Annotated in this window: 14 protein-coding genes; 3 read left to right on the top strand and 11 right to left on the bottom strand. The window is 43.1% G+C overall.

The annotated features are described in order from the left end of the window. The first annotated feature begins 163 nt into the window (after positions 1-163). On the top strand, positions 164-1,348 hold the full coding sequence (locus ACMUMQ_RS06740) for a TauD/TfdA family dioxygenase (RefSeq protein ID WP_414681243.1): 1,185 nt from the start codon (positions 164-166) through the stop codon (positions 1,346-1,348). A gap of 6 nt (positions 1,349-1,354) precedes the next feature. Here the strand turns inward: ACMUMQ_RS06740 and ACMUMQ_RS06735 are convergent, their stop codons facing one another. From ACMUMQ_RS06735 to ACMUMQ_RS06700, 8 genes are all read right to left on the bottom strand, one after another. After that, positions 1,355-2,257 (bottom strand): GlxA family transcriptional regulator, encoded by a 903-nt coding sequence (locus ACMUMQ_RS06735; protein WP_414681242.1) that lies wholly within the window; start codon positions 2,255-2,257, stop codon positions 1,355-1,357. 97 nt (positions 2,258-2,354) lie between these two features. Further along, the gene (locus ACMUMQ_RS06730; RefSeq protein ID WP_414681241.1) at positions 2,355-3,257 is read right to left on the bottom strand and encodes an alpha/beta hydrolase; all 903 of its coding nucleotides are present in this window, start codon (positions 3,255-3,257) and stop codon (positions 2,355-2,357) included. 62 nt (positions 3,258-3,319) lie between these two features. Next, positions 3,320-4,327: an ABC transporter substrate-binding protein gene (locus ACMUMQ_RS06725; protein WP_414681240.1), complete on the bottom strand. Its 1,008-nt coding sequence runs from the start codon at positions 4,325-4,327 to the stop codon at positions 3,320-3,322. A gap of 75 nt (positions 4,328-4,402) precedes the next feature. Then, positions 4,403-5,773 carry an ABC transporter permease gene (locus ACMUMQ_RS06720; protein WP_414681239.1) on the bottom strand — a complete coding sequence of 457 codons (1,371 nt, stop codon included), beginning with the start codon at positions 5,771-5,773 and terminating at the stop codon, positions 4,403-4,405. Beyond that, positions 5,766-6,833: a quaternary amine ABC transporter ATP-binding protein gene (locus tag ACMUMQ_RS06715; RefSeq protein ID WP_414681237.1), complete on the bottom strand. Its 1,068-nt coding sequence runs from the start codon at positions 6,831-6,833 to the stop codon at positions 5,766-5,768. Before ACMUMQ_RS06715 ends, ACMUMQ_RS06720 begins: the two co-directional genes overlap by 8 nt. Positions 6,834-6,964: 131 nt before the next feature. Further along, positions 6,965-7,933 (bottom strand): 3-hydroxyacyl-CoA dehydrogenase NAD-binding domain-containing protein, encoded by a 969-nt coding sequence (locus ACMUMQ_RS06710; RefSeq protein WP_414681236.1) that lies wholly within the window; start codon positions 7,931-7,933, stop codon positions 6,965-6,967. Positions 7,934-7,948: 15 nt separating this feature from the next. Continuing rightward, complete coding sequence (locus tag ACMUMQ_RS06705; protein WP_414681235.1) at positions 7,949-8,839, bottom strand: beta-keto acid cleavage family enzyme; 891 nt, start codon at positions 8,837-8,839, stop codon at positions 7,949-7,951. 231 nt (positions 8,840-9,070) lie between these two features. Then, positions 9,071-10,027 (bottom strand): GlxA family transcriptional regulator, encoded by a 957-nt coding sequence (locus ACMUMQ_RS06700; RefSeq protein ID WP_414681234.1) that lies wholly within the window; start codon positions 10,025-10,027, stop codon positions 9,071-9,073. A gap of 127 nt (positions 10,028-10,154) precedes the next feature. Here ACMUMQ_RS06700 and ACMUMQ_RS06695 point away from each other — a divergent pair, with 127 nt between their 5' ends. Beyond that, entirely contained in the window at positions 10,155-10,649 is a 495-nt protein-coding gene (locus tag ACMUMQ_RS06695) for a thioesterase family protein (RefSeq protein WP_414681232.1), read from the top strand. Here the strand turns inward: ACMUMQ_RS06695 and dtd are convergent. The 3 genes from dtd to thiI all read right to left on the bottom strand — a co-directional run bounded on the left by dtd (position 10,636) and on the right by thiI (position 14,760). Further along, entirely contained in the window at positions 10,636-11,070 is a 435-nt protein-coding gene (gene dtd / locus ACMUMQ_RS06690) for a D-aminoacyl-tRNA deacylase (RefSeq protein WP_414681231.1), read from the bottom strand. The two genes, ACMUMQ_RS06695 and dtd, sit on opposite strands and share 14 nt — an antisense overlap. A 165-nt stretch (positions 11,071-11,235) precedes the next feature. Continuing rightward, positions 11,236-13,056, bottom strand: coding sequence for a translational GTPase TypA (gene typA, locus ACMUMQ_RS06685; RefSeq protein ID WP_414681230.1), 1,821 nt, complete (start codon positions 13,054-13,056; stop codon positions 11,236-11,238). 249 nt (positions 13,057-13,305) lie between these two features. Beyond that, the gene (gene thiI / locus ACMUMQ_RS06680; RefSeq protein WP_414681229.1) at positions 13,306-14,760 is read right to left on the bottom strand and encodes a tRNA uracil 4-sulfurtransferase ThiI; all 1,455 of its coding nucleotides are present in this window, start codon (positions 14,758-14,760) and stop codon (positions 13,306-13,308) included. A 328-nt stretch (positions 14,761-15,088) separates the two neighbouring features. On the opposite strand from thiI, the gene glnA reads away from it, so the two are divergent. Further along, positions 15,089-16,495, top strand: coding sequence for a glutamate--ammonia ligase (gene glnA, locus ACMUMQ_RS06675; RefSeq protein ID WP_414681228.1), 1,407 nt, complete (start codon positions 15,089-15,091; stop codon positions 16,493-16,495). Positions 16,496-16,542: the final 47 nt, after the last annotated feature.

Below are 16,542 nucleotides of genomic sequence, written 5' to 3'. Positions count from 1 at the left end.
CTCCGCCACCCTGTCAAATGGGATCTGTAAACCACCCCACAATAGAAGATGTCGTTTAAATGCTATAACTGGTCGATTCGATAATACTGTTAAGTGTATTAAGCCTTATAAGATGACTCTCAAATCCGTTTAAAACACCGTTTTGTCATCACAAGGATATCTTATGAATATGTTCGATACACAAACAGAGATTGCTTCTTTTACGCCTTATTCTATTGAACAGTTACCCCTTTCCATCACTTTACATGATGAGTCACTAAGCATTGTTTGGGATGATGACCACGAAAGCGAATATCACTTTTTATGGTTGCGAGATAACTGTCACTGCTCAGAGTGCGTCAGCATGCTGACGCGAGAGCAAGTGTTTGAAATTTGTGATGTGCCTTATACGATCAAACCTTCTCATGCATATATTACTGATGACCATAGATTGGTAGTGGAATGGAACCATGAGGGACACATAAGTAAATATCACCCTGGCTGGCTTCGAGAGCATTGTTATAGCAAGAGCACAGTAGAGGCAAACCAATGGAAACCTAGATTATGGGACAAATCGAGCATCGCCACGGAACTGCCGAAAAGTACGTTTGATGAAATCACTCAAAGTGACACTCAGCTTTTGATATGGCTGCGCCAACTGAGGGACTACGGTGTTGCACTCATCACTAAAACCAACCAAGCACCCAATGATTTAGTTGAGGTCGCGAACAAGATATCTTTTATTCGCAAAACGAATTTTGGCACTATTTTCAATGTTAAAGCCAAAGCCGATGCTAACAGCAGTGCTTATACGGATTTACGCTTGCCTTTGCACACGGATTTACCTACCCGAGAGTTGCAACCCGGTTTGCAGTTCTTGCACTGCTTGATCAATGATGCCAGTGGTGGCGAGTCTATCTTGGTAGATGGCTTTAAGATCGCCAGATATATGCAAGAGAACCATCCAGAAGAGTTTGATACGCTCAGAACAGTTCCTATGCCATTTCATAATAAAGATCGTCAAAGTGACTATCGCTTTCGGAGTACCGTGATTATGACAGACAGTCATGGTGAAATTGTTGAAGTTCGTTTAGCCAACTTTTTAAGAGGCTCTTTCGACGTACCTGCTTGTCAAACCTTAGCCTTATACCGAGCTTACCGCTGTTTCATAAAACTCACCCGAGAGCCGAGATTCCAGTTTTTTTACCGCCTTAAGGCCGGTGATTTGATGGTGTTTGATAACCGCCGTGTTCTCCATGCCCGCAACGCGTTTGATCTAACATCTGGCTCTCGCCATTTGCAAGGCTGTTATGTTGATCGGGACGAATTGCTATCAAGAATTAGAGTACTTGAGCGACATGAAAACTAATGCCTGCTAGTTTGCCTGAGTTCTTAATTGGGTGGCTGTGATACCGTAGAAATCTCGGAAACAACGACCAAAATGGGCAGCAGAACCAAACCCACTAGCAAAAGCAATTTGGGTTATGTTCAAGCTGGAATCGAGTAGTAAGTTATGGGCATGTTCGATTCGTAACTTTAAATAATAGCTTGATGGTGAGATGTTCAGGTAACGGATAAACAATCGTTCTAGCTGCCTTGTCGAAATAGACAAGGCAGTCGCTAGCTCTTTACTCGACAGAGGGACTTCAAGGTGCTGACTCATTAACTCCAAGGCTTTTAGTACCTTGGGGTTGTAAGTATGCACCCTTTTCATCCAGTTCACCGTTTGATAATCCTCGCGGTTTCTAACACCATTTTTAATTAGCTGATCACACACCCGTATCGCCATATCTGCATTTGTGTATTGTTCAATCAAGTGTAATACCATGTCACTAACAGCCGTGCCGCCTGCGCAGGTAATTCGCGTTCTATCTATCTCAAAGAGCTCATTGCTAATATTTAAATTAGGGTACCTTTCTTCAAGGGCAGGTTTGGCTTCCCAGTGAAGCGTTACTTTATAGCCATCTAAAAGCTTTGCTTGTGCCAATAAATAGCACCCTGTATCCAGTGCGCCAATTACAGACTTCTGTTGATTCAAGCCTTGCAGCCACTTGATTGTCTCTTTGTTGATATGTTGTTCAGGGTGAAAACTGGCATTCACGAATAGGTTCAACGGCTTTTTATCCGTCGCTTTATAGATAGCTTGCTGCAAAGCCATACCATTACTCGCGTATACGGCATTGCCATCTTCACTTAAACATTCCCAGCGAAAGACTTCTTTACCAACCAGACGATTTGCAATCCTAAGAGGCTCTATGGCAGATAACAGAGATATCATTCCATACTCTGGTAAAAGTAAAAAAGAGAGGGTGATCACGCCATCCTCTCCGACAATTAACGCTCCGGACTTAGCAGTAAATGAGAGACTCACAGCATTAGCTCACCAATATATCCAGTTGTGATCGAACATAATCACAGACTTTTGAATAGAGAATTCCACCTTCTTCTGTGACGTTAAAGCCATGTAAACTACCATGAACCAAACCGCGAACAATACACAATTGAACAGAAACGTTTGCCGCCTGCAGTGCTTGCTGATAATTACGGGCATCATCTACTAGTGGGTCGAACTCGGCGGCAAACAGCATAGTATTGGGTAAAAATTCATGACTTTGCGCTTCAAGAGGCCTCAACTCTTCCGCTTCCAAAGCAGATATATTGGGTGTTTGAATATATTGCTCCCAGCAAAAATAGAGACTGTCCAAATCCAACAAGGGAGCGTCAGACATAGCCCTGTGGGAGGCTAACGTGCCAATTTTTGATAAGGCAGGATAAATAAAACATTGTGCATAAGCACCAGTCTGTCCTTTACGTCGAAGACGCAGGGATAAAGCCGCCATTAAATTTGCTCCAGCACTGTCCCCCATCAACATAATCGCTGGTGAGCTATTTGTGACTAGGGATTGATAAACTCGTTCGATGTCATCTAGGCCAGCAGGAAATGGTGACTCTGGTGCCAGTGAATAATCAATAGCAATCACTTCTACGTCACAGTCAGAAGCTAAATGAGCACAAAAGCTATCATGACTATCCAAGTTTCCCAAATACCAACCACCGCCATGAGCAAACAAAATTCGCAGGTTATTTGAAGAATTTTCAGGTATATAGCGCCTTACAGGAACACCTTCAACACTGCTATTTTCAACAACCAGATTCGACGGAGGTGAGCAGGCAAAATGAGAAGTCATCGCTCGATAGGCTGCTCTTTGTGCATCAACACCTTGCGTCACAACGTCTGTAGGAAAAAATGACAAACTTTGATTTACAAAGTTTGTCATCAATACACTTAATGGGTATTTTTTAACCATTTATTGGCTCAACCCCTTATTAAATTCCAAGCTTAAGGTAACCAAGTTTCAACGACTTTAGGATTATTCTTCACCCACTCTTCCGCCATATCAACAGGGTCTTCATTTTCACTGGCGATTTTATACACCCATTCACTCACATAACCGGCAGATAAAGTAACTTTGCTCAAGAATTCAGCTACTTTAGGTGCTCTCTCTTCAAGGGATGTAGAGTAGCCAATGTAAATCTCAGTTTCTGGAATATTACAGGTAATATCGCTGTCTTCTAGCCAGTTTTCTGTGTCATTAAATTTGTAGCAACCTTCTGGATTGTAGTCTTCATGTTGCTTTTTACTGTCTCCGGCGTACCCAGTAAACTTAGGCTCTTCAAGCTTTCTAAGGTCATACGCGTAATGAAGCCACTCTGGCGTCCAGTAGTAAAACAAGATCCCTTCCTTCTTACGATAAGCCGTTTTCAACTGAGCTTTGATGATGGAGTCTGAAACCACAACAGGCTCAAAGTATTCATCAAAACCATAACTTTTTGCTTTTACTTGGTTGATCTTCACCCCTGTCCAACCCGGTGCTCCAGGCCAATATTCACCTAATCCATCACCATCTGAGTCAAACAGTTTCGCAATTTCAGGTTTTTTCAAATCATAAACAGATTTCACGTTGTATTCGTCTTGAATATAACCCGGTATATAAAACCCATCTGTTCCCAAATAAGGATGTTGATTGACCTTCACACTTTCTCTACTTCCTTTCGCAACAAATTTAGCTAAAGGCTCTGTTTGTGAAGAGCTCCAGATATCAGGGTGAATATCCACGCTTCCTTTACCTTTATCCATTGCTGACCAAATTGCGGCTTGATCGGCGGCGATGATTTCCACATCTACATCGAAGTTTTCTTCCATGATTACTTTCAATATATTCTCAATCGCAATCGAAGCATCCCAACTTACTTCACCAATTACTATGGTCTCTTTCGCCACAGCAACCTGAGGTAAAATTAAGCCTACTGCAGCGGTTAATCCTAATGTTGATAGTACTTTTTTCATCGATTTTTCCTCTTTGATGTTCCATTAACAGTTCAGGGAGAAACTAACTTTCTAATACTTACTCACACACTTAACTCATGCTTTGGAATGGTGACCTTGGATAATCTTGTCGAGGATCATGGCGCATAGCACAATCGCCAAACCTGCCAGCAGACCTTTGCCCGCATCAAGATGCTGCAAGGACGTCAAAACATCATAACCAAGCCCACCCGCACCGATTAATGCGGCGACCACCACCATTGATAGACTCATCATGATGCTCTGATTGATCCCAGCCATAATCGATGGCATTGCCAATGGCAGCTGTGCCTTAAATAGAATCTGTCGAGGACTTGCGCCAAAGGCCAACATAGCTTCAATAACGGAGGGATTAACTTGCTGTATACCTAACGCCGTTAAGCGAATCATTGGTGGCATGGCGAATACCACCGTCGCTAACACTGCTGGCGGCTTACCAATGGAAAAGAAAGCAATGGCTGGTATGAGATAGACAAAACTCGGCATGGTTTGCATGACGTCTAAAATTGGATTCAGAAAGCGGTTAAAAGCGGGGTTCTTAGCGGCTAACACGCCTAGCGGTGCACCTATAATCAGACAGATAAATACCGAAGCCCCAACCAATGCCATGGTACTCATGGATTTATCCCAAAAACCAAACACACCAAGGTAAGTTAGCGCCGCGGCTGTAAACATCACCACTCTCCAGCCCGCCATTTTCCACGAAAGCAAAAGAAGCAGTAGAGCCATGACTGGCCAAGGTGTACCGATAAACAGCAACTCTAAAAAATCCAACATGCCACGAATGGCCCAAGTAATAGAGTCAAAAATGTCTTCGAATGAAATGGTTAGCCATTCAACGAATGCGTCGATACTTCTCGCCGTTGAGGAGGCAATTTTGCGACTGGTTGGAAAAGTATCTAAGATTTCAATAACCTGTGAGGAGCTAAATTTGTATACGGTAACAGGGAGAATGGCCGCTATCAGCGCAGCGCCTTTAAGGACTCTATTATTGCTTGTACCGATTAACAGGCCTTTATTCACTCGCCACTTACAGTAAAGCTTGTAGTACATACTGTTCGCAACACAGCCAGCTATTAGGTGACTAACAATGAGCACACTTAACCCAACGGCAGCGCTTGCTTCTGGGTAAGCTTCTGTACTCCACAAACTTCTCGCAATGGAAATACAAGCCAGGGTATCTGTTACCAATAACAGCCAGAATAAAACCCATACATTTCGGCTTGCTGCCCATAAGGGGCCATAAAGCGCAGCTGCTAAGTTGAGTTTATATTTTTCTCCACCGATGATTTCCTTAAATGACTGAGAGTAGTACTCGGTCGAACTTCCTAGAAACTGCTTTAAGTCTTCGATCTCCTTCTTATTCAAAGACTTATCTTGGTTATCCGTTGCATTGACGCTTGCACCTTGCTTCGTAGCATTACTCATTAACATCTCTCCCCTGTATTCCGCGCAATAACTGTCGCTTAGTAATCACCCCAATTTCTATGTCCTGTTTGACGACTAGAATTGGGCTTTCATGATCAATCGCTAAGTTAATGAGCTCATCTAGGTCTGCATCATGAGCGGCTATTGGACATAGACCTTTATCTAACACGTTGTCTTTCAAATATTCGTCGATGGGACGCATGATGGATTGAGCGGAAACCAGTTTTAAACGTGAGATGTCTTTCACAAAGTCGGCGACATAATCGTTCGCAGGCTCAGTGACAATTTGCTCAGGAGTACCGATTTGAACAATCTCGCCGTCTTTCATGATTGCGATGCGGTTACCAATACGGATGGCCTCATCCAAGTCATGAGTGATAAAGATGGTGGTTTTCTTCATTTCTCGAGATAGCTCTAGGAACTGATCCTGTAACTGTCGGCGAATTAGAGGGTCTAGGGCGCTGAACGGCTCATCCATCAACAAAATGGAAGGGTCAGCCGCCATAGCGCGCGCTAGACCAACACGCTGCTGCATGCCTCCTGAAAGTTCTGAGGGTAAGCGATCTTCCCAGCCATTAAGTTGAACAAGCTCGAGCTTCTGTTGAGCGATTTTCAACCGCTTAGACTCTTCCACATGTCTCAGTTCAAGCCCTAATGCAACATTATCTCGAACCGTACGATGGGGTAATAAGGCAGTATGTTGGAAGACCATACCAATCTTTTCTGCGCGAACTCTGCGCAATTCATTTGCATTTAACGCATTAATGTCTTCATTCTCAATGAAGATGTCCCCTGACGTCGGCTCTATTAAGCGGTTGATGTGGCGTACTAAGGTCGACTTACCACTGCCAGAAAGCCCCATAATACAAAATATCTCTCCCGGTAATGCTTGAAAGCTTGCATTGGCAACACCTACCACACAACCATAATCTTCACGCACCTGGTCTTTTGTTAGCCCTTTACTCTTGACTGCCTCTAAAGCCTCAAGTGACCGATCGCCAAATATTTTCCATACGTTCCTACATTCTATTGCAGGTTGCTCTGTATTGGTTCCTGACATCTAACTTAGCCCACCTATTTTAATTGAATGACATCCACAAACATCATATTTTTATCGTGAGATTCCCTAGCGTTCCTCATTCTCAAGCTGATAGAAGCCAGTTTATTTTTCTGAATAAACTGGCCACATGATTAACGCTTAATACCTTTCTCTTTCCGGTACTCATCTAATGTTTGCATGATACGAATCAAGCAATCATCACGCTCTTCTATCAGTTCGTTAATTGATGCACCGTTCGCTTGAGTCAAGCATCCAGCCACCATGTCGTCTTTCAGCTCTTGTGTTAATTTCGGCGCTTTCAAACGTGTCCAAGGCGCTTCCAAAGACTCTTCAAAATGATCGAGCAAATGCGCCATACCACCTTGCCCACCCCCTAGATGATAAGTCAGGCAGTGGCCCATGATCGCCCAGCGTAAGCCCGGACCATAAGCAATGGCCTTATCGATATCCTCAACTGAACACTCTTTGTTTTTCACCATGTGTAAAGCTTCTCGCCATAAGGCTTCTTGTAAGCGATTACCAATAAAGCCTGGCAACTCCTTATCCATTTTTGCGACTTGTTTTTCTATGGCTTCATAGAAATCAGCCGTCCAATCCACCACCTCTTGACTGGTTCTTTCGCCACCACAAACTTCACAGAAAGGCATTAAATAAGGCGGGTTAAATGGATGCCCGACAACGAATCGATCTGGATTATCTTTTAACTCCGACGCCATATCTGTCATTGGAAACCCTGATGTACTGGAGATAATCACCACTTCAGGCGGGGCAATGGCATCCAGCTGAGCAAACAATGCCTGTTTCGCATCCAATCGCTCTGGCGTACTTTCTTGAATCACTTCGACACAGGAAACCATGTCTTCCAAGGAATCAACAAAGCGCAATTTATGTTTACCTGCACCTTCTCTCAACCCGAGCTTTTCTATGGTTGGCCAAACATGATCAACCATAGCCAGCAGCTTTTCTTTTGAGTTAGGGCCTGGGTCATAGGCAACCACTTCCATGCCCATGCGCAAGAAATGCAGCGCCCAAGCGCCACCAATAACACCTGTACCAATGACACCAATTTTCGTTACTTCATTTGGGTTTGGACGAGTCATACCTACCTCCAAGGATTATTGAGTGCCACGTAAGCGTAATTTTTCACGAGCTTCTGTCGGAGTAAGGATGCGCGACCCCATGCCCTCAATAATGCCCACTGAACGCTCAACAAGTTGACCATTGGTCGCCAATACGCCTTTGCCCAAGTACAAGTTATCCTCTAAACCTACTCGTACATGGCCCCCTAATAACGCTGATTGAGCCGCCCATGGGAGTTGATTACGGCCTAGGGCAAATGCTGTCCAATTGGTGTTCGCAGGTAGCATATCGACCATACCTTTTAAAATGCCGATATTTGGTGGCGCGCCCCATGGAATCCCTTGGCACAGCTGAAACATGGCATTGTCGTCTAACAAGCCCTCTTTCATCATTTGTAATGAGAACCATAAGTTACCGGTATCAAAGATCTCTAATTCAACAGTGACACCAAGCTCTTTAATACGAGCAGCACCAATTCTCAGCATGTCTGGTGTGGAGACATAAACTAGGTTGTTATCACCGAAATTTAATGAGCCACAATCGAGTGTACAAATTTCAGGCTTAAGGAGTTCAATGTGCTTCAAGCGTTCTAAAGCACCGACCAAATCGGTGTCTGAACCAAATTCCGCAGGATTTTCTTCAGGGCCAATATAAAGGTCGCCCCCCATTCCTGCAGTCAAATTGAGAATAATGTCACAGCTAGACGAACGAACACGCTCACATACTTCAGCATATAAGTCGACTCTTCTTGAGCCTTGAGTGGTCTCGGGGTCTCGAACATGAATATGGGCAATTGCTGCGCCCGCATTCCATGCTTCTATGACCGAGTTCGCGATTTGTTCTGGAGTAACAGGAACATTTGGGTTGCGGCTAGCGGTATCTGCCGCACCATTTACTGCACAGGTAATAATGACGTCTTGATTCATGCTTTCGATCTTCAGATAAGGTAAATACACAACGGGAACCTAATAAAATACGCTCCCCCTCAACTCACCTAATAAAATCTACTCTGAATAATCCTTTAAAATTGCTCAAATACGATTATTTTTAATTCAAAAAAGACAAAAATTGATTTATGTCGTAATTGGATAATTTGTCGTAAGCTGTCACTTAACTTGAACTTCGATGAAAAATTTCTAAAGATTACAATGAAAGCACTAACGCTCTTGGCTGGGTTTTTTCATGAATAATTGCTGATAACTACGAGTGAAGTGCGAAAGGGAAGAAAAGCCACATGCCGTAGAGATTGCAGTGATACTGTCATGGGTTTGCTGTAGCATCCAACGCGCCTTTTCTAAGCGCAGTTGTCGATAAAAAGCTTTAGGTGTCTGCTGAAGGTGTTTTTTAAAGAGTCGCTCTAGCTCTCGACTAGAGATCTCAAGATGATCAACCAAATCACTGATTAATAAGGGCTCTTCTATATTCCTCTCCATTAACTGTACCGCTTCGATTAGGTTGGCGTTACGACTGTTCAATCTAATTTGAAGTGACCGTCTTTGAGGATCTGTATGAGAACGCTGCTGGGTATACACCAACTCATCTGCAACACTCGTGGCAAGTTCATTTGTATGCTGAGAGCTAATAAGATGCAGCATCATATCCAGACCAGACAGTGCACCCGGACACGAAAAACGCTTTCTGTCTATAACAAGTAGCTCTTGGACAAAATTCACTTTTGGGTAGTGTTCAACGGTACTCGCATAGTTTTCCCAATGAGTCGTGACACGATAACCATCGAGAATACCCGCTGCGGCGGCGATATAAGCACCGGTATCCTGACAGCCTATATCCGCACCGTATTGGCTCTGCTTACGGATGAAGGCCAGAATTCCAGGCGTTAAAACCGTATGAGGCTGTGTGCCGGAACAAATCACCAACATATTGCATTTATCAACAGCACTAATGCTTGAGTTGCAATGTATCTCTATTTCATCACTGCTTGAAATCATACCGCCATGCTCTGAGAGTAAATACCACTCATATAGCGTTTCATTGCTAGTGCGATTGGCATGTCGAAGCGGCGCTAGCATGGAGGTTAGACCAAACAGAGAAAAGCCTGGTACCAATAGGAAATAAATCTTCTGAGGGCCATTTTTAAATGAGTCACCAAACATTGATATCAAACCTCGTTAATTAGAAAAACATCATACATTATTCGAATTTGATCAAGTAGCACCTTTTTTTACCACTAATATAGTCAAAATACTGTTTATTTCGCATCGAAACTAAAAGGTCACACTAATGATTACATTATTTGAAAGTGAAGTATTACCAGAGTGGATAGATTACAACGGACACATGAATGACGCTTATTATGTGGTGGCTTTTAGCCAAGGCATCGAAGGTTTCATGAAATACATTGATCTTCATGACTCTTTTCGCGAAGAGTATGACGTATCAATTTATACCTTACAAAGTATGGTGACTTACCTAAAAGAAGTATCAGAAGAGGAAAACATCGTCATAAAAGGACAGCTGCTTGAAAGCGACGCAAAAAAATTGCGCTTATTTTTAACCATGTATCATGCGACTACTCATGATGAGTTGGCGACGATGGAAACCTTACTACTGCATATGGACATGAAGAATCACCGACCAGCGCCTTTTTTACCTCATACGCTCTCTTTAGTTGAGAGAATCCAAACCGCCCACAATGGACTAGCAACGCCAGCGAACGCTGGCCAACCTATCCAAATGAGAAGACCTAAGCCCCAGAGCCAAGCTAATCCAAAATAAAGGTAACAGGGCCGTCATTGGTAAAAGAGACTTTCATATCTGCTCCAAACTGCCCTGTTTCTACTTTGTTGTATTGTGCTCGTACTTTTTCTACAAAGTCATTAAAGAGACGTTCGCCTTCCGCTGGAATGGCTGCTGTTGAGAACCCTGGACGCAAGCCTTTTTTGGTTTCTGCCGCTAAGGTGAATTGCGACACCAATAAGACACCGCCATTCACTTGCTGAACGTTCAGGTTCATTTTCCCTTCTTCGTCACCAAACATTCGATACTTAAGAAGTTTATCAGCCAAGCGCTGTGTATCTGCTTCCGTATCGCCTTTTTCGATACCGACCAAAACCAGTTGCCCATGATCGATAGCGCCAATGGTTTCACCCTCTACAACCACACTGGCGTTTAATGCTCTTTGTATTAGAACCTTCATAACGGCCTCTTTTTAAATCAAACCTGCTTGCTGCATTTCACTTTATCAAATGCCAGAAAAAACAAAAGCGCCCGAAGGCGCTTCTGTCGCTCCTGAGTTTATTTGCATAAACTCATTTGCTGCTGCTCTTTAAAAGCGACTCGACCAGTCGCTTTAGTAAAGCTCTTACTTACGACCAGCGCGTTTACGCTCGTTTTCAGTCAATAGCTTCTTACGAATTCGGATGCTTTCTGGCGTTACTTCTACCAATTCATCGTCTTCGATAAACTCAAGCGCTTGCTCAAGTGTATGCTTGATTGGCGGCGTCAAAGTTAACGCTTCATCTGTACCAGATGCACGTACGTTAGTCAGCTGCTTACCTTTAATCGGGTTGATTGCCAAGTCATTGTCACGAGAGTGAATACCGATGATTTGACCTTCGTAAACTTCAACAGCATGACCTAGGAACATACGGCCACGGCTCTGCAAGTTGAACAAAGCGTAAGCGGCTGTTTTACCAGACAACATACTTACCAAAACACCATTCTTACGGCTTTGTACTTCACCGTCTTTCACTGGTCCGTAATGGTCAAATACACTGGTCAAAATACCTGAACCAGATGTCAATGTTAGGAACAAACCACGGAAGCCGATCAAACCACGAGAAGGCATCATGAATTCAAGGCGAATACGACCTTTACCATCTGGTTCCATGTTAGTTAGTTCGCCTTTACGAAGACCAACTTCTTCCATGATCGCGCCTTGATGCTGTTCTTCAACATCAATAACCACAACTTCAAATGGTTCGCATTTTACGCCGTCGATTTCTTTTGTCACAACTTCAGGACGAGATACACCCATCTCGAAGCCTTCACGACGCATTGTTTCAATCAATACAGAAAGGTGTAATTCACCACGACCAGAAACGATAAATTTATCTGGCGTGTCACCTTGTTTAACTCGCAATGCTACGTTGTGGATAAGCTCTTGATCCAAACGATCTTTAATATTACGAGAAGTAACGAACTTACCTTCTTTACCAGCAAACGGAGAGTTGTTAACGATAAAGTTCATGCTTACCGTTGGCTCATCTACACTCAATGCAGGCAAAGCTTCAACACAATCAGGATCACACAAAGTATCAGAGATACTTAGTTTATCGATACCGTTGATACAAACGATGTCACCTGCTGTTGCAAGATCTGTATCGATACGATCAAGACCAAGGTAGCCTTTCACGTTAAGTACTTTACCTTTACGCTCAGAGCCGTCTGCAGACTTGATAACAACCTGCTGGTTTGGAGACAAGCTACCACGAGTGATACGGCCTACACCGATTACACCAACATAGCTGTCGTAATCCAATGCAGAAACCTGCATTTGGAAAGAACCAGCTGGATCAACATCTGGAGCAGGAACACTGTCTACAATCATTTGATACAGAGGCGTCATGTCTTCTGCCATTTCTTCTGGATCAGTACCAGCGATACCATTGATTGCAGAAGCATAAATAACAGGGAAATCTAGCTGATCTTCCGTTGCACCAAGGCTGTCGAACAAATCGAATACTTGATCCATAACCCAATCAGGGCGAGCACCAGGACGGTCAATTTTGTTGATAACAACAATAGGACGCAAACCTTGCTCAAATGCTTTTGATGTTACAAAACGTGTTTGCGGCATTGGACCATCAACGGCATCAACCAATAGACATACACAGTCAACCATAGAAAGTACACGTTCTACTTCACCACCGAAGTCGGCGTGCCCAGGTGTGTCTACGATATTAATACGGTAGTCGTTCCATTTGATGGCTGTGTTTTTCGCCAAAATGGTAATACCACGTTCTTTTTCTTGATCGTTAGAGTCCATGATTCGCTCGGAACCTTCGTCTTTACGATCCAAGGTGCCAGACTGGCTTAACAATTTATCAACTAGGGTAGTCTTACCATGGTCAACGTGCGCAATGATGGCTATATTGCGTAACTTACTAATATCATTAGACATTTATAATTCTCTGCATTTGATTTGAGCAAAAAGATATACCGCCGCTTGACTCGGGCGGGTATGCTCTTCAAGCGTCTCGGATCTTGGTGCGGGGTAAAATTCGCGCAATTGTACCCTTATATTGATAAATATCCCATTAAAGTGAGTAAAAAAATCCACAAAAATAGACCAATCAAGTAATAAACTGCGCTGAATTCAAAACAGTAGCATTCATTTACTACAAAAATGCTACGACTTTTCATTTCTTAATTAAGGTAAATAAACACCAACATTCTCATGGCCTTTACCTAATAAGTAAGAGGCATGCATTCGGCTCATGACGCCTTTACCGCAATAAAGCAAATGAGTAACGTCTTTTTCCATTTCAGCCCAATTAGAATCGAGAGCAAAAAATGGAATAACTTTGACTGGACGTCCACTTACTTTCAATGGGCGATGACTTGCTTCATCTGGATGACGAATATCAATAATCACTTCATCACCAACAGGCATTCTCACCACTGGCACTTCACCTTGATATTGCTTCGCTACGTCATCCATCACGTTTTGGATAGACATAATCTTCGCATTCGCAACGGCTTGCTCAAGCACATCAAAATCAAAGTTAGATTCTTGTTTTTCAACACGGTGCATCTTTGCTCGTGTCGTCGGTTTTACCGAAATAACGCCACAGAACTCAGGCATACTCGCCGCAAAAGGTGCCGTACCAATATCAATGGCTTTATCGATAATTTCTTGTTTGTTCATTGTCACCAAAGGACGTAACACCAGCTCTTCAGTAACTTGATCAATCACTTTCAAATTCATCAATGTTTGACTTGATACCTGAGCAACGCTTTCTCCCGTCACCAAGGCTTTGGCGCCAACCTCTTCCATGACTTGAGAAGCCGCACGTAACATCATACGTTTTAAGATCACGCCCATTTCGGCATTATCGACTTTGGTTAAAATCTCACCCACAACCGCTTCAAATGGAACCGTAATGAATTTTACGTTCAATGAAGAACCATATTTCTCCCAAATATAATGAGAAACCTGCTTCACACCAATTTCGTGGGCATCACCACCAAGATTAAAAAAGCAAAAATGCGTTTTTAATCCACGACTCATCGTTAAATAAGAGCTCACGGTAGAGTCATAACCGCCGGACATCAGAGACAAAACCGGATCTTGTGAACCAAGAGGATAACCACCTAAACCTTCCACTCGTTGTTCGATCATCCAAACTCTATCGTCGCGAATATCGATAGGCACCAAGACTTCTGGATTTTTCAAACGAACGGCCAGCGCGCCAGAGCGTGCTTTTAAGCAACCACCAATATGGCGTTCAGCTTCAACCGAGGTGAAATCGTGATGTTTACCAACACGCTTTACGCGTACCGCAAAAACAGCATCTTTAAGAACATCGCCATAAGACACAAGCGCTTCATCAACAATGCCGTCTAAATCAACAAGTGGAAATTCACGTACAAACTGGAAATGAGCAATACCGGCTATGTTAGATAAAGCTTCTGTAAATTCTTCACGTAAATCATCGCACTCGGAAAATATTTCAATAAAATCCCAATTACCGGCAACGGTAACATCAGCATCGTATTTTTTTAGAACCAACTTAACATTATGTCTGAGTTGCTTGATGAAGGACTTTCTTACAGGGCGACTTTTGATCGTGATTTCTGCAAAGAATTTAACAATAAATTTCATAGGAGTTGCGATATATACCGGAGGTTAGAAAGGCGCACAGTATAAAGAAAAGACAATCGATACGAAAACAATAAATTTGCACCAAAACAAAACAAAATCACAAAAAAGCGAACCATAAAAGTGCAAAAGTTATATTTGGAGCGCTATTTATGTTCACTAACCAAGCGAAAATAATATTTATTGGGTCTAAATTATTGTTATAGATAGAATTATTCGATCGCACAAATTTCTGGCACAAGTTGTGCTTTCTATTCTGCAAATGGCGCTTTATATTGAAGCACTTTTAAATAGAAAGTAATTTCGCTTTAACTACGACTGGAGAACAACTATGTCAAACAAGACCCTTGCCTTGATTGCTGAGCATGACGCGAAGTGGGTTGACCTTCGCTTTACCGATTTTAAAGGTAAAGAGCAACACGTATCTATTCCAGCTATTACGGTAGACGAAGAGTTTTTTGAGACTGGTCAGATGTTTGATGGTTCATCCATCGCTGGCTGGAAAGGCATCAACGAATCCGACATGATCATGATGCCTCAGGACGATACTGCTATTATCGATCCTTTCACTGAAGAAGCGACTGTTATTGTTCGTTGTAACATCATCGAACCTTCTACTATGCAAGGTTACGATCGCGACCCTCGTTCTGTTGCTTTACGTGCAGAAGAATTCCTTAAATCTACAGGCCTTGGCGACACTGCATTCTTCGGTCCTGAGCCAGAATTCTTCGTATTTGACGATGTTAAGTGGAAAACTGACATGTCAGGTTCTTGTGTTGAAATCAACGCAGAAGAAGCGGCTTGGGCTTCAAACAAGAAATTTGAAGGCGGCAACATGGGCCACCGTCCAACTGTTAAAGGCGGTTACTTCCCAGTACCACCAGTTGACTCTCACCATGACCTTCGTGCTGCAATGTGTGGCGCAATGGAATCTATGGGCTTGGAAATCGAAGTTCATCACCATGAAGTAGCAACTGCTGGTCAAAACGAAATCGGCGCTAAATTTAACACACTAGTTAAAAAAGCAGACGAAGTTCAAATCCTTAAGTACTGTGTACACAATGTTGCTCACGCTTACGGCAAAACAGCGACATTCATGCCAAAACCAATCGTTGGCGATAACGGTTCTGGTATGCACGTTCACCAATCTTTCTGGAAAGATGGCGTTAACCAATTTGCTGGTGACCAATACGCTGGTCTATCTGAAACAGCTCTTTACTACATCGGTGGTATCATCAAGCACGCTAAAGCGTTGAACGCATTCACAAACGCTTCAACTAACTCTTACAAGCGTCTTGTTCCAGGTTTCGAAGCACCAGTTATGCTAGCTTACTCAGCTCGTAACCGTTCTGCTTCTATCCGTATTCCTTACGTTGCAAGCCCTAAAGGCAAGCGTATCGAAGCTCGTTTCCCTGATCCAACCGCTAACCCATACCTAGCTTTCGCAGCTATGTTGATGGCTGGCCTTGACGGTATCAAAAACAAGATTCACCCTGGTGATGCAGCAGACAAAGATTTGTACGATCTTCCAGCTGAAGAAGCAGCAGCTATCCCACAAGTTGCTGGCAGCCTAGAAGAAGCGCTTAAGTGCCTAAGCGAAGACCGTGAGTTCTTGACTCAAGGCGGTGTATTCTCTGACGACATGATCGATGCTTACATCGACCTTAAAGCAGGTGAAGCTCAACGCGTTGCAATGACAACAACTCCTCTTGAGTTCGAACTTTACTACAGCGTTTAATCTTTAAAACTGCTCAGTAAACACGAAAGCCTCGATTTAGATCGAGG

Source organism: Marinomonas algae (genome assembly GCF_047525555.1).
GTDB lineage: Bacteria > Pseudomonadota > Gammaproteobacteria > Pseudomonadales > Marinomonadaceae > Marinomonas.
The sequence above is the reverse complement of the archived record's forward strand: the minus strand, read 5'-3'. Positions and strand labels throughout refer to the sequence as shown.

What these genes read in the sequence shown, in the direction of transcription:
- ACMUMQ_RS06735 (WP_414681242.1), bottom strand. Translation starts at nt 2,257, where the DNA reads ATGATATCTCTGTTATCTGCCATAGAGCCTCTTAGGATTGCAAATCGT.
- ACMUMQ_RS06700 (WP_414681234.1), bottom strand. Translation starts at nt 10,027, where the DNA reads ATGTTTGGTGACTCATTTAAAAATGGCCCTCAGAAGATTTATTTCCTA.
- glnA (WP_414681228.1), top strand. Translation starts at nt 15,089, where the DNA reads ATGTCAAACAAGACCCTTGCCTTGATTGCTGAGCATGACGCGAAGTGG.
- dtd (WP_414681231.1), bottom strand. Translation starts at nt 11,070, where the DNA reads ATGAAGGTTCTAATACAAAGAGCATTAAACGCCAGTGTGGTTGTAGAG.
- ACMUMQ_RS06730 (WP_414681241.1), bottom strand. Translation starts at nt 3,257, where the DNA reads ATGACAAACTTTGTAAATCAAAGTTTGTCATTTTTTCCTACAGACGTT.
- ACMUMQ_RS06725 (WP_414681240.1), bottom strand. Translation starts at nt 4,327, where the DNA reads ATGAAAAAAGTACTATCAACATTAGGATTAACCGCTGCAGTAGGCTTA.
- ACMUMQ_RS06705 (WP_414681235.1), bottom strand. Translation starts at nt 8,839, where the DNA reads ATGAATCAAGACGTCATTATTACCTGTGCAGTAAATGGTGCGGCAGAT.
- thiI (WP_414681229.1), bottom strand. Translation starts at nt 14,760, where the DNA reads ATGAAATTTATTGTTAAATTCTTTGCAGAAATCACGATCAAAAGTCGC.
- ACMUMQ_RS06715 (WP_414681237.1), bottom strand. Translation starts at nt 6,833, where the DNA reads ATGTCAGGAACCAATACAGAGCAACCTGCAATAGAATGTAGGAACGTA.
- typA (WP_414681230.1), bottom strand. Translation starts at nt 13,056, where the DNA reads ATGTCTAATGATATTAGTAAGTTACGCAATATAGCCATCATTGCGCAC.
- ACMUMQ_RS06740 (WP_414681243.1), top strand. Translation starts at nt 164, where the DNA reads ATGAATATGTTCGATACACAAACAGAGATTGCTTCTTTTACGCCTTAT.
- ACMUMQ_RS06720 (WP_414681239.1), bottom strand. Translation starts at nt 5,773, where the DNA reads ATGAGTAATGCTACGAAGCAAGGTGCAAGCGTCAATGCAACGGATAAC.
- ACMUMQ_RS06710 (WP_414681236.1), bottom strand. Translation starts at nt 7,933, where the DNA reads ATGACTCGTCCAAACCCAAATGAAGTAACGAAAATTGGTGTCATTGGT.
- ACMUMQ_RS06695 (WP_414681232.1), top strand. Translation starts at nt 10,155, where the DNA reads ATGATTACATTATTTGAAAGTGAAGTATTACCAGAGTGGATAGATTAC.